Source organism: Caballeronia sp. LZ034LL (assembly GCF_031451215.1).
Classification (GTDB): Bacteria; Pseudomonadota; Gammaproteobacteria; order Burkholderiales; family Burkholderiaceae; genus Caballeronia.
This window is the reverse complement of sequence record NZ_JARUXR010000003.1, coordinates 753,575-772,506: the sequence shown is the minus strand read 5'-3', so window position 1 is coordinate 772,506 and position 18,932 is coordinate 753,575. Positions and strand designations below refer to the sequence as shown.

General features: G+C 63.2%; 16 protein-coding genes and 1 pseudogene. 8 read left to right on the top strand and 9 right to left on the bottom strand.

The genetic code is table 11. The annotated features are described in order from the left end of the window. Positions 1-110: 110 nt before the first annotated feature. Positions 111-1,703 carry a galactarate dehydratase gene (garD, locus tag QCE83_RS24610; RefSeq protein WP_309817495.1) on the top strand — a complete coding sequence of 531 codons (1,593 nt, stop codon included), beginning with the start codon at positions 111-113 and terminating at the stop codon, positions 1,701-1,703. A 22-nt stretch (positions 1,704-1,725) separates the two neighbouring features. On the opposite strand, the gene QCE83_RS24605 is transcribed toward garD, so the two are convergent. After that, positions 1,726-2,589, bottom strand: coding sequence for an acyltransferase (locus QCE83_RS24605; RefSeq protein WP_309817491.1), 864 nt, complete (start codon positions 2,587-2,589; stop codon positions 1,726-1,728). A 344-nt stretch (positions 2,590-2,933) separates the two neighbouring features. Here QCE83_RS24605 and QCE83_RS24600 point away from each other — a divergent pair, with 344 nt between their 5' ends. From QCE83_RS24600 to QCE83_RS24585, 4 genes and pseudogenes are all read left to right on the top strand, one after another. Continuing rightward, complete coding sequence (locus QCE83_RS24600) at positions 2,934-3,059, top strand: hypothetical protein (protein WP_309817487.1); 126 nt, start codon at positions 2,934-2,936, stop codon at positions 3,057-3,059. Between the two features lie 471 nt (positions 3,060-3,530). Continuing rightward, positions 3,531-4,295, top strand: a complete 765-nt coding sequence (locus tag QCE83_RS24595) for a hypothetical protein (protein ID WP_309817484.1) — start codon at positions 3,531-3,533, stop codon at positions 4,293-4,295. A 136-nt stretch (positions 4,296-4,431) separates the two neighbouring features. Further along, positions 4,432-4,956, top strand: a pseudogene (locus QCE83_RS24590) (aspartate-alanine antiporter); the annotation flags it as partial. A gap of 84 nt (positions 4,957-5,040) precedes the next feature. After that, positions 5,041-6,132, top strand: a complete 1,092-nt coding sequence (locus tag QCE83_RS24585; protein ID WP_309818738.1) for a TrkA C-terminal domain-containing protein — start codon at positions 5,041-5,043, stop codon at positions 6,130-6,132. 154 nt (positions 6,133-6,286) lie between these two features. On the opposite strand, the gene QCE83_RS24580 is transcribed toward QCE83_RS24585, so the two are convergent. The 4 genes from QCE83_RS24580 to QCE83_RS24565 are packed head-to-tail and all read right to left on the bottom strand — an operon-like array spanning position 6,287 to position 10,669. Next, positions 6,287-7,228, bottom strand: a complete 942-nt coding sequence (locus tag QCE83_RS24580) for an ABC transporter substrate-binding protein (protein WP_309817478.1) — start codon at positions 7,226-7,228, stop codon at positions 6,287-6,289. A gap of 59 nt (positions 7,229-7,287) precedes the next feature. Beyond that, positions 7,288-8,316, bottom strand: a complete 1,029-nt coding sequence (locus QCE83_RS24575; protein ID WP_309817475.1) for an ABC transporter permease — start codon at positions 8,314-8,316, stop codon at positions 7,288-7,290. An 18-nt stretch (positions 8,317-8,334) separates the two neighbouring features. Beyond that, positions 8,335-9,849: a sugar ABC transporter ATP-binding protein gene (locus QCE83_RS24570; RefSeq protein ID WP_309817471.1), complete on the bottom strand. Its 1,515-nt coding sequence runs from the start codon at positions 9,847-9,849 to the stop codon at positions 8,335-8,337. A gap of 58 nt (positions 9,850-9,907) precedes the next feature. After that, positions 9,908-10,669, bottom strand: a complete 762-nt coding sequence (locus QCE83_RS24565; RefSeq protein WP_309817468.1) for a GntR family transcriptional regulator — start codon at positions 10,667-10,669, stop codon at positions 9,908-9,910. A gap of 195 nt (positions 10,670-10,864) precedes the next feature. On the opposite strand from QCE83_RS24565, the gene QCE83_RS24560 reads away from it, so the two are divergent. The 3 genes from QCE83_RS24560 (at position 10,865) to QCE83_RS24550 (ending at position 14,012) form a co-directional block, all read left to right on the top strand. Continuing rightward, positions 10,865-12,163: an L-fuconate dehydratase gene (locus tag QCE83_RS24560; RefSeq protein ID WP_309817466.1), complete on the top strand. Its 1,299-nt coding sequence runs from the start codon at positions 10,865-10,867 to the stop codon at positions 12,161-12,163. Beyond that, positions 12,163-13,395 (top strand): Zn-dependent hydrolase, encoded by a 1,233-nt coding sequence (locus QCE83_RS24555; RefSeq protein WP_309818737.1) that lies wholly within the window; start codon positions 12,163-12,165, stop codon positions 13,393-13,395. Before QCE83_RS24560 ends, QCE83_RS24555 begins: the two co-directional genes overlap by 1 nt. A 137-nt stretch (positions 13,396-13,532) precedes the next feature. Then, positions 13,533-14,012 (top strand): hypothetical protein, encoded by a 480-nt coding sequence (locus tag QCE83_RS24550; protein WP_309817462.1) that lies wholly within the window; start codon positions 13,533-13,535, stop codon positions 14,010-14,012. Here QCE83_RS24550 and QCE83_RS24545 read toward each other — a convergent pair. From QCE83_RS24545 to QCE83_RS24530, 4 genes are read right to left on the bottom strand one after another with little or no spacing between them, the layout of a single operon-like run. Then, the gene (locus QCE83_RS24545; protein WP_309817459.1) at positions 14,006-14,593 is read right to left on the bottom strand and encodes a PqiC family protein; all 588 of its coding nucleotides are present in this window, start codon (positions 14,591-14,593) and stop codon (positions 14,006-14,008) included. The genes QCE83_RS24550 and QCE83_RS24545 overlap by 7 nt on opposite strands. Beyond that, entirely contained in the window at positions 14,590-16,194 is a 1,605-nt protein-coding gene (locus QCE83_RS24540) for an MlaD family protein (protein ID WP_309817457.1), read from the bottom strand. The genes QCE83_RS24545 and QCE83_RS24540 overlap by 4 nt, the downstream gene beginning before the upstream one ends. Then, positions 16,191-17,471, bottom strand: coding sequence for a paraquat-inducible protein A (locus tag QCE83_RS24535; protein ID WP_309817453.1), 1,281 nt, complete (start codon positions 17,469-17,471; stop codon positions 16,191-16,193). Before QCE83_RS24535 ends, QCE83_RS24540 begins: the two co-directional genes overlap by 4 nt. After that, positions 17,468-18,931: an efflux transporter outer membrane subunit gene (locus tag QCE83_RS24530; RefSeq protein ID WP_309817451.1), complete on the bottom strand. Its 1,464-nt coding sequence runs from the start codon at positions 18,929-18,931 to the stop codon at positions 17,468-17,470. The genes QCE83_RS24535 and QCE83_RS24530 overlap by 4 nt, the downstream gene beginning before the upstream one ends. Position 18,932: the final 1 nt, after the last annotated feature.

The window sequence follows — 18,932 nt, the reverse complement described above, 5'->3', positions numbered from 1 at the left end:
TTTATCGCAATGGAATCAATGGATAGGGTAAATACTTATCCGTAATGGGTCGTCATGTTGTAGGATGACATAACTCTAAGCGGCCCGTTGCGTGCCGAAGGATCGTCAGAATGAATCAGTCCCCTCTCTATATACGTGTGCATCCGGACGACAACGTCGCGATCGTCGTCAACGACGGCGGTCTGGGCGAAGGCGCCACGTTTGCCGATGGCCTCGTGCTGCGCGAGCGCGTGCCGCAGGGCCACAAGCTGTCGCTGAAAGATCTGGCGGAAGGCGATGCCGTGATCCGCTACAACGTCGTGATCGGCTATGCGACGCGGTTCCTGCCGAAGGGAAGCTGGGTGAACGAGCACGTCACGCGCATGCCGACGCCGCCCGAACTGCACGACTTGCCCATCGCCACCATCAAGGCGCCTGACGAGTCGCCGCTCGAAGGCTTCACATTCGAGGGGTATCGCAACGCGGACGGGTCGGTCGGGACGCGCAACATCCTCGCCATCACCACCACCGTGCAGTGCGTGGCGGACGTCGTGCAGCACGCCGTGACGCGCATCAAGGCGGAACTGCTGCCGAAGTACCCGAACGTCGACGATGTCGTGAGCCTCGGTCACACCTATGGGTGCGGCGTGGCCATCGATGCGCCGGACGCCATGGTGCCGATCCGCACGGTGCGCAACATCGCGCTGAATCCGAACTTCGGCGGCGAAGTGATGATGGTGAGCCTGGGCTGCGAGAAGCTGCAGCCGGAGCGGCTGATGCCGGCGGGTACGATCCCTATCGCGGCGGCTGCGGCGCAGACGGAAGACGTGGCCGATATCGGCGACAACACGCTCGACGGCAACGGCGGCACGGTCGTGTTGCAGGACGAGGAGCATGTGGGCTTCCAGTCGATGATCGATTCGATCATGCGCATGGCGGAGACGCATTTGAAGCGGCTGGACAACCGGCGTCGCGAGACGTGTCCGGCGGCGGATCTCGTCGTCGGCGTGCAATGCGGCGGCAGCGATGCGTTTTCCGGGCTGACGGCGAATCCGGCGGTGGGCTTTGCGACCGATCTGCTGGTGCGCGCGGGCGCGACCGTGATGTTCTCGGAAGTCACCGAAGTGCGCGATGGCGTGGCGCAGTTGACGGCGCGTGCGGCGAACGGCGAAGTGGCGCAGGCGATCATCCGCGAGATGCAGTGGTACGACGATTATCTGAAGCGCGGCGGGGCGGACCGGAGCGCGAATACGACGCCGGGGAACAAGAAGGGCGGGTTGTCGAACATCGTCGAGAAGGCGATGGGGTCCATCGTGAAGTCGGGCAGTTCGACGATCTCCGGTGTGTTGTCGCCGGGAGAGAAGGTGAAGCAGAAGGGGCTCATCTATGCTGCTACGCCTGCCAGTGATTTTATTTGCGGGACGTTGCAGCTGGCATCGGGCATAAACCTGCATGTCTTCACGACAGGGCGCGGAACGCCTTATAGCCTTGCGGAAGTGCCGGTGCTGAAGGTCGCGACGCGCTCGGACCTGGCGCGTCGCTGGCATGATCTGATGGACGTGAATGCGGGCACCATCGCAACGGGTGAGGCCACCATCGCCGATGTGGGCTGGGAACTGTTCCGGCTGATGCTCGATGTCGCCAGCGGGAAGAAGCAGACCAAGGCCGAGGCGCTCAAGCTCCATAACGCTTTGGTGTTGTTCAATCCGGCGCCGGTGACGTGATTCTCCTCGGGTGCTTCTTTCTTCAGGACTGGACGGCGACCGCGTTCGCAACGCGCGGTTGCAATCGGCTTTCGAGCCTGCGGATTGCATTGCGCGCCGGAACTTCCAGATAACGAAAGGCCAGATAGCTCGCGGTAATCAGGCTGCCGAACAACGCGGCGACGGTGAGCAATAGCGCGAGCATATGCGGCATGTGATGTCGTTCGAGAATCAGCGGTCCGAGCCGGTAGATCCGCAAGAATTGCGAGTGGAGCAGATACATCGCATACGAGATCTCGCCGAGAAAGAAGACGGGAGCAGAGCCCAGGAATTTGCTGACGGGTGCCTTTCTTGAAGTCGCCGCAATGACGATGACGAAAGGCGTCGCGAGAACCACGACCAGATCGCTTCCCGGCGTCAGCAGGCAGGCAAACAACGCGATGACGATGAACACCGATACCCACTTGCCGGAGCACGCCTTCGCAATGCGTGGATCTCTCGCCGCGACATACACCGCCATGCCGATACCGAATTCACACAAGCAACGAAGCAGCGGGAAGATGGTCGCTTCGTTCGCGATATCGAGCGGTCCGTTTTGAGCGCCCTGATGCAGCGATGCGCATGACATCAATGCGATGCCCGCGATGAAGAGCGTCACGGAGGCGATGCGCAGCCAGCGCTGTCGCAAGACCAGGAGCGTGAACGCGGGGAAGAGGAGGTAGGCGGCGAACTCGGTGCTGATCGACCATGCCGGCGAATTGATGGAGTCATAGAAGCCCCATCCGTGAATCATCAGCACGTTGAAGACGAAGTTCGCGAATCCGCCTGACCAGGAATGGCTGAAGCCCGCGAGATTGAGTGCGGCGACGGCGAGCAGTGTGACGACGTATAGCGGATAACGCAGCATCCATGATCACGTGCTGCCTGTGAGCGCAATCGCCCGTCAGCTTCTGGCCTGCGCTGATCCCGAGTATGTACGACCGGGCTCGCCTGAATCTGTCAACGACGTGATGCAGTTGAATGGAAGTAATGCGGATCTCAACAATGCGAATCGCCATCTGCAGGAGAACACCACGCAGATGGCGATGCAAAGCTGTGTGCTGCAATCCGGCGCGGTGATGACACGGTTTCTACGGTCGCCAGTGCGCGTTCTATATCGCGGACGGCAATGTCCTGCGGCATGTCGTGGGCATGTCAGAGTCCTATGCTCAATGCGTGATCGGATTGCTCATTTCGCCGGAGTCGCTTGCGATGTACTTCGAGGACCCGCGTGAACCCGACCAGATCGATATGGAACTCGCCGCCGCCTTCGCACAAACTGCCGGCATCATTATCTGGCGGCATCTGCAGGCTCGGCCGGCGAGCATGCCGGGGTGACACTGATGCGGTTATATCGAACAGCCCGAACGTCAGGTGCCTATCTGCTTTCGGATAGAAACTGCTTGCCAATCGAGCGGGTTAGCTATATCGGTCATCAAGGTCGCGTTCGCTTCACACGGTGACCAATACTAGATTTTCTCAACTCATTAGCGGCGATGAAAGACTGCCGGAGGTGATCTGGCATGCAACGGAGCGTGAACCGAGGTCGATGCATCAGACTCGATGAAGATACTTGATGCTCTCGCGGGCGCATGCTTTGCGCTGGCCGCATTGCTTGCACGGCACGACGGCCCGAATGCTCATGTCGCCGCGCGCCTCGTCACGGGAATGGGCGATGGCCTGCGCCGACGTTACGGCATTGACATGAGGCAAAAGCTGGGCGGTCCGCGGCAAGGTGAATCATGGTGAACCTCGATTCCTTCTCCTCACTCGAATCCGCGACCGCACCCTGCGCGAGAGGGGCATGAAATGACCGCATTCGTCGATCATCCCGCTCTCCTGTTCGTTGCGCTTTTCCTGATGCTCATCAGCGCGGTGGCCTTCGGCGCCTACGTGTTGCGCCGCATGGCCGTGCTGCCTGCCGAGGACCGGGAGGACTTCAACATCATTCAGACCTCCACGTTGACGTTGCTTGCGCTCCTGGTCGGCTTCAGCCTGTCGATGGCGGTGAACCGCTACGACCTTCGCAAGACGCTGGAAGAAAGTGAAGCGAATGCCATCGGCACCGAGTATTCGCGTGCGGACCTCGCCGATGCGGCAGTCGGTGGAAAGATCAAAGCCGCCTTGGTTCACTATACGAGGCTGAGACTCACCAGCTACCGTACGCGGGATCCGGTGGAACTGGCGAAGATCAACCGCGACATGGCGATTACCGAGACGGAACTTTGGGCGCTCACGATCCAGGTCGCGAAAGCGCAGCCGACGCCCATCGGGGCGCTCGTCGTCGCAGGCATGAACGATGTTCTGAATTCACAGGATTACTCGGAGGCCGCGCGAATCAATCATATCCCGCTGGGAGCGTGGTATCTGATGATCATCATCGCACTGCTCGGATGTGTCGTTCAGGGTTATGGCGCGAAAGGCAGTCTGCGAAAGGGATTGCTCATCACCATTCTTCCCGCGACCGTCGCGCTTTCTCTTGCGCTCATCGCGGACATCGATAGCCCGAAGGGCGGCATCATCCGCGTGGAGCCGCGCGATCTCACACGGCTCTTGCAGTCGATCGCGCCGTGAAGGCGCTACGTGAAACGCATGGACGCCCCTCGCGTGTGCACCAGGCCGCTGCGCATAAGAGCCGTCCCTGGAAATTGCGGGACTGTCAGGTTGCGTGCCTTGCAAACCGGCTCGAAGCCATGTCAGGGAGCTATCGATGAGCGTCGCGTTCAATTGGTTTCAGCACGTGCTTCGAATCCATCCCGAAGTCACTTTCTTCCTGGTCCTGGGCTTCGGTTATGCGCTCGGCAAACTGAAGATCGGCAGCTTCACGTTAGGCGCGGTCACCGGCACGTTACTGGCGGGGGTGCTCGTGGGCCAATTGGAGTTCAGGATCTCCGGCGAAGTGAAGCAATGTTTCTTTTTGCTCTTTCTGTTTTCCATCGGATTTCGCACCGGCCCCTAGTTCTTTCGCGGCCTGCGTCGCGACGGCCTGCAGCAAGGGTTCCTGGCTGCGATCGTGGCCACGACGGGTCTTGCGGTGGCGTTCATCGTGAGCAAGCTCCTGGGTTATCAGGCCGGCACCGCGGCGGGCGTGGTAGCCGGGTCGCTCACCGAGTCGGCCACCATCGGTACTGCCACCGACGCCATTACACGGCTGAACTTGTCCGACGCCGATCGGCAGATGCTGACCAATCAGATTCCAGTCGCCTTTGCTGTTACCTATCTGATAGGTGTGATCGGTACGGCGTGGATCCTGAGTCAACTGGCTCCCAGGCTCATCGGGGTGGACTTGCCTGCAGCTTGCCGCGAGCTCGAAGACAAGATGCAAGGCGCCAGCGCGCAAGGTATTCCCGTAAGACGGGAGTTCGAGCTGCGCGCCTATGTCATCGAGGAAGGATCGCCGCTGGCGGGTGCGTCGATATCGGACACGGAAGCCAACATGGGCGATCAGCGTCTCTTCATAGACCGGATGCGACGCGACGGCCAGGTCATGAACGCCGCCCCCGACACTGTGCTGCGCGCAGGCGACATCATCAGTGCCGCCGGACGGCGCACCTTGTTGGTCGAGCACATGCCAGGGCAGGCCTCGGGCATACGTGAGATCGACGACCGGGAGTTACTGGACGTGGAGGCCGAATCGCTCGATGTGGTGGTCACATCGAGGACGATCGACGGCCGCCGACTTGGCGAGTTGGCGCGAGAGCAGGCCGCACGCGGCGTATTCGTGTCGCGCCTCACGCGCGCGGGCACGCCGGTGCTGATCTCGCCGGAGACCGTGCTCAACCGTGGTGACGTGCTCACGCTCGTGGGCAGCATGTCCCGCGTGGAAGCGATCGTCGCCAAACTCGGCGTGGCCGACCGCGCGACCAATGCGACGGACATGGTTCTGGTGTCGCTTGGTATCGTGGCCGGTGCGCTGATAGGCGTTCCGGCGCTGGTTGTCGGCGGTGTGGAGATCGGCCTGTCGCTCAGCGTGGGCGTGCTACTGGGCGGATTGGTGTGTGGCTGGCTGCGTTCGGTGCAGCCGCGCCTCTTCGGGCGTATTCCCGGGCCGACGTTGTGGGTGTTCGAGTCGATTGGATTGACGGGCTTCGTCGCCATCGTAGGCTTGAACGCCGGGCCCGACTTCGTCAAAGGACTGCAATCGAGCGGACTTTCGCTTTTGCTTGCAGGCGTATTGACCTCGAGTATTCCCATGCTGGTGGGCGTATTCGTCGGGCACAAGATCATGAAGATGCATCCGGGTGTCATGCTCGGGGTGTGCGCAGGCGCTTCGACTGCCACGCCGGCTTTGGCAGCGGTGCAGGAGGCAGCGAAAAGCGCGGTGCCGACCTTGGGCTATGGCGTGGCCTATGCGGTGGGGAATGTGCTGTTGGCGCTATGGGGAACTGTGATCGTGGCGCTGGTGAGCTGACAGGAAACACGCTCATTGTCGGGGCGGAGAACGTCGGCTTTGGGCGGGACACGCCGCGGGGCAGATCGGAACGTATCAAACGCAGTCTCCGACCTAAGAAGAAGCCCCTCTGATAAGGGGCTTGCTTCGCGTGCTCGATTGCTACCGCCAAGCCTCAATCATACAAAACCGCCTTGATCTTCGGATCGCTCATATTCGCCTTGTCGTACCAGTAGAACCCGGTATCGATCTTCTTCGGCAGCTTCTCCCCCTTCATCGCCTTCACAGCCGAATCCACGACACACTTCCCGATCCCGATCGGATTCTGCGTAATCGCCCCGTACATCAACCCGGACATGATGTCATCTTTCTGTTCCTTGCCCGAGTCATACCCAATCAGCACGAGCTTCTTGCCCGACTCCTTCACGCCAATAGCAGCACCCTCAGCCGACCCTTCATTCGCCCCGAACAAGCCTTTGATGTTCGGATTAGCCTGAAGCATCGCCTTAGCGATTTCGGCGGATTTCAAGTGATCGCCTCCACCATATTGAACGGAAACGATCTTGATCCCAGGATGCTTGGCCTTCATCTGATTGAGAAACCCATCCCGCCGATCAATCCCCGTACGGCTGGTCTGATCATGCACGATGACCCCGACTTCCCCTGAATTCCCGATAGCCTCAGCCATCTTGTCCGCTGCAAGCGCCGCGGCCGCCAGGTTATCGGTGGAGCAGGTAGTCAAGGGAATATCACTATCCACGCCCGAGTCGAACGCGATGATAGGAATCTTGTTGTTCTGCGCCCGCTTCAGCAAGGGAATAGCCGCCTTGCTATCCAGCGCCGCGATCCCGATAGCCTGCGGCTTCTTCGCCAGCGCAGCCGAAAGCATATCGATCTGCTTGTCGACCATCGCCTCGGTTTCCGGTCCTTCAAACGTGATCCTGACCTTCTGTTCCTTGGCCGACTGCTCCGCCCCGGCCTTCACGGCTTGCCAGAACTGATGCTGGAAGCCTTTGGAAATAAGCGGAATATACGGCTCGTCTGCCTGCGCGACTCCAACCGATCCGGCCATAGCAAACACGCCCGCCAGCACTCCGATGATGGTTCTTTTCAGCATGATGCGTCTCCTCCTTGGTTTCGATGCTTCCCTTTGTTGGTCTGACAGGCACATAAAGTTCAGCTGCTTTTCCTGCGCCGCAAGATATCCGCATACACCGCGAGAATGATGATGAGTCCCGTCACGACGATCTGCCATTCCTGCGCGACGGACATGATGCGCAATCCATTGGTGAGCACGCTCATGATGAACGCACCGATGATGGTGCCGAGAATCGTCCCCGATCCCCCGGAAAGCGATGTCCCTCCAATCACAACCGCAGCAATGGCATCGAGCTCATAACCTTGCCCCAACGCCGGCTGCGCGGAATTCAGCCGCGACGCAATCAGCAGCCCGGCGATGCCGCAAATCGCGCCGCCCAGCCCATAGATAGCGATCTTCCAGCGATCCACATTCACCCCGGACAGCCGCACGGCTTCCTCATTACTGCCGAGCGCAAACGTATAGCGTCCGAGCGCAGTGCGATTCAACGTGATCGAACTGACGATGGCAAGAAAGAACAGGATCAATACCGCATTGGGAATCGGCACGCTCGGCAGGAAGTAACCGATCAACGAATCCTGCGAGATCATGTAGAAGTTCTCGGTGTCGGTGAAGTAGATCGGCTTGTCCGACGACACCACCAGCGAAAGCCCCTTCAGCAGCATCATCATGCCGAGCGTTGCGATGAACGGCGGAATCTTCATCTTCGCGGTCAGCGCGCCGGACACGGTGCCGCAAATCGCGCCCGTGATGATGGCGGCAATCACGCCGATGGTCATCGGCATGTGCCAGTAAGTGAGGAACACGCCGCAGATCACGGCGGTGAAAGTCATCAGCGTGCCGACGGACAGATCGATGCCGCCCGTGATGATGACAAACGTGGCCGCAATGGCCAGCACACCATTCACCGCCGTCGCCTGGAGAATGCCGAGGATGTTGTCCATCTGCATGAAGGCGGGCGATGCGAAGCTGAAGAACACCAGCAGCAGAATCAGGCTGGCGAACGCCAGCAGCTTTTGCAGCGCCGTCGGCGTGAAGACCCGTGCGCGCAGGCCGCTTGCGCGTCCCTCGCTGGCGAGCGCGGCGGTTTCCGTGGGTTGTGTCATGTAATCGACCTTTGCGGCTCAAGCCGCTTGCAAAGATTCACGCCGCGTCGCGAGCTCCATGATCCGCTCTTGCGTCGCGTCGCCCGAAGACAGCTCGCCGGTAATGCGCCCCTCGCACATCACGACGATGCGGTCGCTCATGCGCAATATTTCCGGCAGTTCCGACGAGATCATCACGATCGCCTTGCCCTGTTGCGCCAGCGACCGCAGCAGCTTGTAGATTTCGCTCTTCGCGCCAACGTCGATACCGCGTGTCGGCTCGTCGAAGAACAGCACGTCGCAATCGCGTTCCAGCCACTTCGCGATGACGATCTTCTGCTGATTGCCGCCCGAAAGCAGCCGCACCGGTTGCGTGGGCGAGGGCGTGCGGATCGCGAGCAGGCGAATGAAATGCGCGGCGGTCTTGCGGATCTTCGAGCGCCGCAGGAACACGCGGCCGCTGAGAAACTTGCCGAGATTGGACATGACGATGTTCGATTCCACGTCCATGCCCGTCGCGAGGCCAAAGCGCTTGCGGTCTTCCGAGAGATAGCCGATGCCGCGCCGCACTGCATCGCTCGGCTTCTTGATGCTCGCCAGCACGCCCTTCACGACAATCTCGCCGGATTGCACCGGATCCGCGCCGAACACCGCGCGCGCGACTTCGGTGCGGCCCGCGCCCATCAGGCCCGCGAAGCCGAGTATCTCGCCGCGACGCAGCGTGAAGCTCACGTCGCGCACCAGCGGCCCCGCGTTCAGATGCTTCACTTCCAGCGCAACCTCGCCCTGATCCGAGCCGCCGAGGAACGAGGTCAAATCCGTGAGCGTGCGCCCGACCATCATGCCGATGATCGTATCCACACTCGTCTCCGCCGTATGAACCGTGGCCACATACTCGCCGTCGCGCATCACGGTGACGCGGTCGGAGATCTGCTTCAACTCGTCCATCTTGTGCGAGATATAGACGATGCCCACGCCATGCGCCTTCAGCTCGCGAATGATGCGGAACAGTTCGGCGATTTCGGCATCGTTGAGCGCGGAGGTCGGCTCGTCCATGATGAGCACGCGCGAATCGAACGACAGCGCCTTGGCAATCTCCACCATCTGCTGACTCGCAACGGTCAGCGTGCCCACGATGGTGCGCGGATCGAGCTTTACATGCATGCGCGCGAGGATGTCGCGGGCGGCGGCATTGAGCTTGTCTTCATCGAGCAGCAAGCCGAGACACTTGCGCGGCTCACGCCCGATGAAGATGTTCTGCGCGACGCTCAAATGATTCATCAGTTGCAGTTCCTGATGAATGATGCCGATGCCCAGCGCCTGCGCCTCGCGTGGACTCGTGAACTCCACCGGCTGGCCGTCGAACAGCATGTCGCCCGAATCGCGGGTGTAGACGCCGGCGAGAATCTTCATGAGCGTCGACTTGCCCGCGCCGTTCTCGCCCATCAACGCATGGACTTCGCCTGGCTTGAGATCGAACTGGATCTCATGCAGCGCGCGCACGCCGGGGAAGCGCTTGCAGAGCTTGCTGACCGATATGAGCGGGGGTGTCATGGGAGTGGCTTCGGGTCCTGTTCCGGTAGGCATTGTCGATCATGGCGCTCACGCAGGCTCACGGCGCGAACAGGTCCGGCCGTTCCGCCGCCGAGCGCCGCAGTTCAGCGACCACCTGATCCAGATGGTCGTGCATGGCCCGTCCGGCGGCTTCGGCCTTGCCGCTGCGAATGGCTTCGAAGATGCGTTCGTGTTCGGCGAACGTATGCGCGACACGCTCGGGACTCGCCAGCAACTGCCGCGCGCGATCCAGCGCACTGCGCGACACCGCGACGATCTCCTTCACGCGCGGCAGCTTGATGGCGTCGAGCAGGATCTCGTGAAAGGCCAGATCCAGTTCATGAAACGCGAGACGCTGGCCGTCGCCGATCGTGCTGCGCTGCTGATCGAGATTGAGCGCGAGGGCATCGAGCACGGTACTGTCGCGCAGCTTCGCGACGCCGCGCACGGTCTCGACTTCGAGCGCGCTGCGAATGAACAGATGCTGACGGATATCTTCCAGCGCGATAGGTTTCACACGCGTGCCGCGCTGCGGCAGGACTTCGACGAGCCCCGCATGTTCGAGGCGCGCCAGCGCGGCGGATACCGGAAAGCGCGACACGCCCATTCGGTCGCAGACCGCGAGCTTGTCGATCATGAGCCCGGGCTCCAGCGCAAGCGTCACGATGGCTTCGCGCAATGCGGCCTCGACGGCGTCGGTGAGGCTGCCACGGTCGCCGCTCTTGATCTTGTGCAACGCATCGTAGGGATTGCTGATGACGCTCGCGGTATCGGATGAAGTACTCACGGCATGCTTGCTTTGCGATGAAGATGCTAGCATGCTAGGAAGCCGGAGCAGCCTTGTCAACGCGTGCCGAATGCGTATAAACCCGCTAAGGCATGCTCGATGTCATGGCGTATCTCTCAGTTTGGGAAAGCATGTGTTTCAGTGCATGGCGCATGGTGTTATCCCGCAGATTCAATCCGCTTCTCCCGCTTCGTTTTCGTTCAGGTCTTCGCTCAGGAGCGCATTCAGATGACTACGATCACCGGCCTGTCCGTGCAGGACATCCGCTTCCCCACGTCGCGTTCGCTCGATGGCTCCGACGCCATGAACGCCGCGCCGGACTACTCCGCCACCTATGTCACGCTCGCCACCGATGCACCGCAAGGCCTTACGGGTCACGGTCTCACGTTCACCATCGGACGCGGCAACGAGATCTGCGTGGCGGCGGTGCAGGCGCTTGCGCCGTTGATCGTCGGCAAGACGCTGGAGGAGATCACGTCGGACATGGGTGCGTTCTGGCGCGCGTTCACCTCGGACAGTCAGTTGCGCTGGATCGGTCCGGACAAGGGCGCGATCCATCTGGCCACGGCAGCCGTCGTGAATGCCGCATGGGACCTGTGGGCAAAGGCGGAAGGCAAGCCGGTGTGGAAACTGCTGGTGGACATGACGCCGGAACAACTGGTGCGCTGCCTCGACTTCCGCTACGTGACGGACGCCATCACGCCTTACGAGGCCATTGCACTGCTGCGCCGCCATGAAAAGACGCGCGGCCAGCGCGAGAAGGAAATGCTCGAACAGGGCTATCCCGCGTACACCACATCGGCGGGCTGGCTCGGCTATGACGACGACAAGATTCGCCGCCTCGCGCGCGAAGGCGTCGCGCAGGGCTGGACGCACTTCAAGCAGAAGGTCGGCGGCAATCTCGAAGAAGACGTGCGGCGTGCGCGCATCCTCCGTGAAGAGATCGGTCCCGGTTCGAAGCTGATGATGGATGCGAACCAGGTTTGGGAAGTCGATGAAGCCGTGGCGAACATGCGTCGTCTCGCGGAGTTCGACCCATGGTGGATCGAAGAGCCGACCAGTCCCGACGATGTCCTCGGCCACGCGTCGATACGTCGCCGGCTGGGTTCCATCGGCGTGGCGACAGGCGAGCACTGCCAGAACCGCGTGATGTTCAAGCAATTGCTGCAGGCGCAGGCCATCGACTTCTGTCAGGTGGACAGTTGCCGTCTCGGCGGACTGAACGAAGTGCTCGTCGTGCTGCTGATGGCGGCGAAGTTCGGCGTGCCCGTTTGCCCGCATGCGGGCGGCGTGGGCCTGTGCGAATACGTGCAGCACATCTCGCTGTTCGACTACATCTGCGTGTCGGGGTCGCTGGAAAACCGCGTGCTCGAATATGTCGATCATCTGCACGAGCACTTCCTCGATCCCGTCGTGATCCGCAACGGCCGCTACATGCCGCCGCAGCGTCCGGGCTACAGCATCGAGATGAAAGCGGAGTCGCTCGCGCGTCATCACTATCCGGACGGCGCCGCATGGCAAAGCTGATGCCGAAGATCAACGGCAAGCGGCTGATCGAAGATCTCGAACGGCTGCGCAGCTTCGGCGCGACGGGAACGGGCGTCGTGCGTCTGGCGCTCTCGCCAATCGACATGGACGCACGGCGCTGGCTCGCGCAGCGCATGGAAGAAGCGGGGCTGTCCGCGACCATCGACGGCGTCGGCAACATCTTCGGCCAGTCGCGCCATCCGAGCCCGGCGCTGCTGATCGGTTCGCATACGGACACGCAGCCCACCGGCGGCTGGCTCGACGGCGCGCTCGGCGTGATCTATGGCCTGGAGATCGCGCGGGCGCTGGCCGAGTGTGAAAGCACGCGTCATCTCGCGCTGGATGTCGCGTCGTGGATGGATGAGGAAGGCAGCTTCTCGGGCTTTCTGGGCAGCCGCAGTTTCGTGGGCGCATCCGTGGACGATGCACTCGACCACGCGCGCAATCGCGACGGCCTGCTGCTGCGCGATGCCATCGCTCAGGCGGGACTAGCAGACCGGCCGCGCGTGCAACTCGACAAGACGCGTCACAAGGCTTATCTGGAGCCGCATATCGAGCAGGGCGGACGGCTGGAGGCGCATGGCAAGTCGATTGGCGTGGTGACGACCATCGTCGGCATTCGTGAGCTCAGGTTGCGCTTCACCGGCCAGCGCAACCATGCGGGCACCACGCCGATGTCGATCCGTCGCGACGCGGGCGCCGCGCTGGTGGCGTTCATCGGGCGCATGGACGAAGCATTCCGTCAGCTCGCCGATGCCGATACCGTGTGGACCGTCGGCCGCATCGATCTCGATCCAGGATCGTTCAGCATCGTGCCCGGCAGCGCTGAGCTGTCTTTGCAATTCCGCGACGCGAGCCTGGCTCGTCTGCACGCGATGGAAGCTGCACTCGCTGCGCTAATAAGCGACTTCAACGCGAAGGAAAAAGTAAAAGTCGAGTTCCTCGATACCGAACCGCCCGAAGATCCCGTCACGATGGACGCAGCACTTCAAGCGCAACTCGCCGATGCCGCCGAAGCGCTCGCGCCCGGGCGCTGGGAAGCCATGCCGAGCGGCGCATCGCACGATGCGCAGGTGATCGCGCCGCATCTTCCTGCGTGCATGCTGTTCGTGCCGAGCATCGGCGGCGTCAGTCACGATTTCATCGAAGACACGTCCGAAGCGGATCTCGTGCTGGGCTGCGAAGTGGCCGCTCGTGCGGCGGTGGACATGCTGCGCAGCATGGCGCGCTGACCTCCTGCGTCGCCCATTGACACGGGCGACGCACGGCACTATCAGTTCAACATCAGTTCAACATCAGTTCAAGCACACACAGGCGCGCACGACCGTGACAGACCATCGAGCCTCCGCCACTCACGCAAGGAGTCGCCATGAGAGCAAGGAACGTACGGACGTGCTGCGCGATCGTGCTGGCCATGATCGCGCTCGATGTCATCGCGCAGAGCAAGCCGATTGCCTATCCCGCCAAGGGGCAGAGCGCGCAGCAGCAACAGAGCGACGACGGCGCCTGCTATAGCTGGGCGAAGAGCAACACGGGCGTGGATCCCGCCAATCCCGCCACGACCGGCGCGCAAAGCTCGCAGAGCGCGCAAGCCGGGCATGGCGGCCAGCGTCTGGGTGGTGCGGCGCGCGGGGCGGCGGGCGGCGCGGCCATCGGCGCCATCGCGGGCGATGCGGGCAAGGGCGCCGCCGCCGGCGCAGTCGCGGGCACGATGGCGGGCGGCGCGCGTGCGCGGCAGGCGAAGCGCGCGGAGCAGGCGAACGCCCAATCGCAAAGCCAGGGCGCGATGTCGACGTACTATCGCGCGTGGTCGGCGTGCATGCAGGGACGCGGCTACACCATTCAGTGACCGTTGCGGATGGCCGTCGCGATGTCGCGGCTCACGCGGGCGAGCGCACGGTCATGCGCGGCGATCAGCGCGTCGGTGTCGCCGCCGTTCACCGGTTCGCGCACGAAGGTCCGCCCACTCGCATGGATGACGGCGCCGCCGTCGTTGTCCCGGCGCACGGACCAGCGCGCATCGATCACGACCGCTTCGGCAGGCACGGATTCGAACTGCTGGATATCGATGCGCACGCGCCACGCCCGCGCATCGGCCGGCGCGCGCGACGCCACCGCGACACGGTCCGAGCCGAGCATCAGGCCGAGATTGCCGGCAATGGCATCCGCGATGCCGCTTCTCAGCGGTTCGCCCCAGCGCGCATATTCGTTGATCGCGATTTCGTTGTTGGTGCTGCGCGTGACGATCTGCGGGCGGTCGACGAGTTCGGGCACCGTCACCGGCCCGACGATCACCGCCTGCTGAATCGCGCTTGCGCCTGCCGTGTCCGAAGCGGCATCCGGACTCAATCGATAGAAGCTCGCACGCGGCGAAGCACAGCCCGCGCAGAGCGCCGCAATGGCAAGCAGCACGATCACACGCGGCGTCATGGTTTCTCCTCCGGCTTGCCGCGCAGCAGCGCTTCAGGATGCTGCTGAAGATAATCGGCGAGATTGCGGAACGAAGCCGCCGTGCGTGTCAATTCGCGAACCGCTTCCGCCGTGTCCTGCTGCAAGCCCGAATCGGGGCTGAGCGTCGCGTGCGCGGCATCGAGCGCGCTGCGGGCGGCATTGAGCGTCGCCGCGGCTTGCGGAAGGACATCGGTATTGAGGCCCTGCATCAGCAGGCTCGTCGCGTTGAGGGTCTTCTGTGCGCTCGCGGTCAGCTGCTCGATCGGCAGCTTGTCGATGCGCGTCATGATGCGGTTGATCGAGTCCTGCAATGAATCGAGACCGCTCGGCGTGGTCGGCAGTTCGGGCGGCGTGCGGCTCCAGTCGACGCTCGCCTGCTTCGCGGCGGGGAAGAAGTCCATCGCCACATACAACTGCCCCGTCAGCAGACTGCCCGTGCGCAATTGCCCGCGCAGCCCGCGTTCGACGAGAAAGTCCGCGAGCGCCTTCGGGTCGCTGACCATGCGACCGCTTTTCGGGGGCGCATTCGCGAAGCGCGACGTGAAGCGTTCCGGATACAGCTTCACTTCGACCGGTATGCTGATCTGCTTCGTCGCCGGGTCGAAGCGCGTATAGATGGCCGACACCTCGCCGATCTGAATGCCGCGAAACTCCACGGGCGCGCCCACGGCCAGTCCGCGCACCGAGCCCTGGAAGTTGAACACATAGGTCTCGACGATGCGTTCCTGCACGCGCAGCGCATCGGCGCGCGTGCCGAAGAGATTGAAGACGGTATCGGCGGGCGCTTCGGCCCAGCTGAGCGAGACCGCCGGCGTTTCGAAGGCGAGGCCGCCCACCAGGATCGAGACCAGCGACTGCGTGTTGACCTTGAGTCCGTCGGTGCCGAGCGTGACGTCGATGCCGCCCGCCTGCCAGAAGCGCGAATCGGCGTTCACATAGCGGTCGTAGGGCGCGTTGACGAACACATGCAGCGTGACGCCGCTGCCGTCGCGGTCGAGTTCGAACGACGTCACCTGTCCCACTTGCAGACGCCGGAAGAACACCGGCGTGCCGACATCCACGGAACCGAGATCGCTGGCCTTCAGGACGAACTGGCGGCCCGGCACATCGCTGGCGAACACGGGCGGCGTTTCCAGTCCGACATAATCGCGCCGGTCGCGCCTGGTCCTGCCAATATCCATGCCGATATACGCGCCCGACAGCAAGGTGCCGATGCCCGACACCGAGCCGCCTGCCACGCGCGGCCGGACGACCCAGAAGCGCGTGTCCTCGACGAGCATGTTGGCGGCATCGCGCGTGAGATCGGCCGTCGCGACCACGTGCGTGTAGTCCTTCGAGAGCGTGACGGACTTCACCTGGCCGATGTCCACGTCCTTGAACTTGATCTTGGTCTTGCCTGCTTCGAGTCCTTCGCCGCTCTTGAAGGTGATGGTGACGGTCGGACCTTTTTCGAGCACGGCCTGCGCCGCCAGCCACACGCCGATCAGCAGCGCGACCGCCGGCACCACCCACACCCATGGAATGCGCCAGCGTTTCCTCGGCACGACTTCGGCGTCGGGCATGTCGTTCGGCGTGTTCATCGCAATGTCTCCGGGCGCGCGTCGGGCGGCGGGTCCCAGATCAGGCGCGGATCGAACGACATGGCGGCGAACATCGTCAGTACGACCACGGCGCCGAACGCAATCGCGGCGGGCCCCGCGGCAATGGTGGCGAGCGCGCTGAACTGCACGAGCGCGACCAGCACGGCGATCACATAGATATCCAGCATCGACCAGCGGCCGACGAACTCGACGATCCGGTAGATGCGCGCGCGCAGCGGGCTGCGCTGTGTCGAACGCAGATTGACGCTGGCGGCGAGATAGCCGATGGCGAGGATCTTGAGCATTGGCACCGCGACGCTCGCGATGAACACGACAATGGCAAGCGGCCACGAGCCCGATTGCCACAGATACGCAACGCCGCTCATGATCGTGTCTTTCTCCGCGCCGAACAGCGAACTGGTGTTCATCACCGGCAGCAGGTTCGCGGGAATGTAGAGCAGGGCCGCCGCGCTCAGGAACGCCCAGGTGCGCGACAGGCTCCCGGGCTTGCGCAGATGCAGATGCGCGCCGCAGCGCGGGCAGACCAGCCGTTGGTGCCTGTGCGTGCCAGGGGTACAGAGCCCGCAGTCGTGACAGACGCAGATGCCGCTCGCCGCCGCGATAGGTCCATGCAGCGGCGTGCCGGCGGGCAGGCCGGGCGGTGCGCCGTCGATGCGCATCCACATCGCGCGTTCGTCCCAGGCGGAGGACGCCGCCACGAGCAAGGCCATCAGCGCCGCCAGCGACCACAGCGCGGGCCCCGTCACCACCGACGCGATATGAGCGAGCTTCACCAGCGCCACCAGCAGCCCCAGCATCAGCACTTCGGTCATGCCCCACTCGCGCGCGACGCGCAGCAGGCGGAACACCGTGTCCGCGCGCCAAGGCACGCGCCCGAGAAACAGCGGCAGCAGCAGCCACACCATGCCGATGGCCTGCAACGCGGGCATCAGGATCGTCGTGAAGAAGATGAGCGCGGCGAGCGGCCACATGCCGTCGCGATACAGCACGCGCACGGCGCCGATCAGCGTCGTCTCCACCAGATCGCCGTTCACCGACAAACCGACGATCGGACACGCGTTCGAGATGAGCCACAGCACGCAGGCCGCGAGCGCGAAGGCGAGGGCGCGCTCGAAGCCCGGCGCGCGCCTGCGGTACAGCACGGCGCGGCAGCGGCAGCAGCGCAACACGCCGCCCGGCGGCACGGCGTGTTCATGCTGGAGCAGATCGCATTCGTGGCAGGCGATCAGCGCGCGGCCGGAAGCGGGCGTGTTCATTGCACCGTCTGCGGAGTGGATGACGCGGACGACGCTGCGTCTTGCTGCGTCGTGAGCTTGTCGGCGGCGACGACCCAGCCGCCGCCCATCACCTTGTACAACGTGACGAACGACACCAGCGCGGCCGCCTGCGTCTGCGTCAGCGAGAGCTGGGCGTTGAAGAGGCTGCGTTCGGCATCGAGCACTTCGATATAGCTCGTGTAGCCGCCTTCATAACGCGCCCGCGCCAGACGCGAATAGGTGGACAGCGCCGTGACCTGACGGCCCTGCGTTTCTAGCTGCTCGTGCAGCTTGGTCGAGGCGATGAGCGCGTCGTCGACTTCCTGGAACGCGACCTGGATCGCTTTCTGGTAGGTCAGCAGCGCGCCGCGTTGCTGCGCTTCGGCCGACTGCACCTGTCCCGAGATGTTGCCCGCCGTGAAGATGGGCTGCGTGACCTGTCCCGCGAACGACCAGACCCGCGACGGCCCCGTGAACAGCGAAGAGAACTGCCCGCTCGCCGTGCCGAGCAGGCCGGTCAGCGAGATCTGCGGAAAGTAGAGCGCGCGCGCCGCGCCGATCAGCGCATTGGCCGCGATCAGATCCTGTTCCGCTTGCAGCAGATCGGGGCGTCGTTCGAGGAGATCCGATGGCAGGCCCGCTGGAATCACCGGCGTCTGCATCTCGCCGAGCGTGCGGCCGCGCAGGATCGGGCCGGGATTGTCGCCGAGCAGGACGGACAACGCGTCCTCCTGCTGTGCAATGGAGGTTTCGATCTGCGGAATCGTCGCGAGCGAGGCTTCGTATTCGGACTGGCTTTGCGCGAGTTCCATCTGCGAGACTTCGCCGCCCTCGAAGCGCAACGTGAAGACATGCACGGATTCGGCGCGACTGTCGGTCGTCGCTTTGGCGATCTCCAGTTGCTTGTCGAGGCTGCGCAGATTCAGATACGACGACGCCACCGATGCCACCAGCGAGAGGATCGTTGCCCGCCGCCCTTCGACGCTCGACAGCAGGTTCGCGCGCGCCGACTCGGTCAGCCGCCGGTTGCGCCCGAACACGTCGAGTTCCCAGGCGGCGGACACCGACACCTCGTAGCTGTTGTAGACCGGCCCGAAGCCGGCCAGAGGCTGCGGACCCGCCTGCGAAGCGCGCTGGCGCGCCGCCGTCGCGCCCGCCGAGACCTGCGGGAACAGCGCCGCGCGCGTGGTCACGAACTGGCCCATGAACTGGTCGATGCGCGCCGCCGCGATCTTCACGTCCTTGTTGTTCGCCAGCGCGGTGTCGATCAGCTCGTCGAGCACGGGATCCTGGAACTGCTTCCACCATTCGGTGTTGGCGGTGTCTGCGGCTTCGCCCGAGGAGAAGCGCCAGTTGGCGGGCGTTTCCACCGGCTGGCGTGAATAGTCCGGCCCGAGCAGACAGCCGCCGAGCATCAGCGTCATGACGAGAACCGGGAGGGCGAGGGGAAACCGGCGCATG

Excerpts from the sequence above, each read along its gene's own strand:
- QCE83_RS24585 (WP_309818738.1), top strand. The coding sequence starts at position 5,041 with ATGCAAGGCGCCAGCGCGCAAGGTATTCCCGTAAGACGGGAGTTCGAG.
- QCE83_RS24580 (WP_309817478.1), bottom strand. The coding sequence starts at position 7,228 with ATGCTGAAAAGAACCATCATCGGAGTGCTGGCGGGCGTGTTTGCTATG.
- QCE83_RS24550 (WP_309817462.1), top strand. The coding sequence starts at position 13,533 with ATGAGAGCAAGGAACGTACGGACGTGCTGCGCGATCGTGCTGGCCATG.
- QCE83_RS24535 (WP_309817453.1), bottom strand. The coding sequence starts at position 17,471 with ATGAACACGCCCGCTTCCGGCCGCGCGCTGATCGCCTGCCACGAATGC.
- QCE83_RS24575 (WP_309817475.1), bottom strand. The coding sequence starts at position 8,316 with ATGACACAACCCACGGAAACCGCCGCGCTCGCCAGCGAGGGACGCGCA.
- QCE83_RS24600 (WP_309817487.1), top strand. The coding sequence starts at position 2,934 with ATGTACTTCGAGGACCCGCGTGAACCCGACCAGATCGATATGGAACTC.
- QCE83_RS24595 (WP_309817484.1), top strand. The coding sequence starts at position 3,531 with ATGACCGCATTCGTCGATCATCCCGCTCTCCTGTTCGTTGCGCTTTTC.
- QCE83_RS24555 (WP_309818737.1), top strand. The coding sequence starts at position 12,163 with ATGCCGAAGATCAACGGCAAGCGGCTGATCGAAGATCTCGAACGGCTG.
- QCE83_RS24565 (WP_309817468.1), bottom strand. The coding sequence starts at position 10,669 with ATGCTAGCATCTTCATCGCAAAGCAAGCATGCCGTGAGTACTTCATCC.
- QCE83_RS24570 (WP_309817471.1), bottom strand. The coding sequence starts at position 9,849 with ATGACACCCCCGCTCATATCGGTCAGCAAGCTCTGCAAGCGCTTCCCC.
- QCE83_RS24540 (WP_309817457.1), bottom strand. The coding sequence starts at position 16,194 with ATGAACACGCCGAACGACATGCCCGACGCCGAAGTCGTGCCGAGGAAA.
- QCE83_RS24560 (WP_309817466.1), top strand. The coding sequence starts at position 10,865 with ATGACTACGATCACCGGCCTGTCCGTGCAGGACATCCGCTTCCCCACG.
- QCE83_RS24545 (WP_309817459.1), bottom strand. The coding sequence starts at position 14,593 with ATGACGCCGCGTGTGATCGTGCTGCTTGCCATTGCGGCGCTCTGCGCG.
- QCE83_RS24530 (WP_309817451.1), bottom strand. The coding sequence starts at position 18,931 with ATGCGCCGGTTTCCCCTCGCCCTCCCGGTTCTCGTCATGACGCTGATG.
- QCE83_RS24605 (WP_309817491.1), bottom strand. The coding sequence starts at position 2,589 with ATGCTGCGTTATCCGCTATACGTCGTCACACTGCTCGCCGTCGCCGCA.
- garD (WP_309817495.1), top strand. The coding sequence starts at position 111 with ATGAATCAGTCCCCTCTCTATATACGTGTGCATCCGGACGACAACGTC.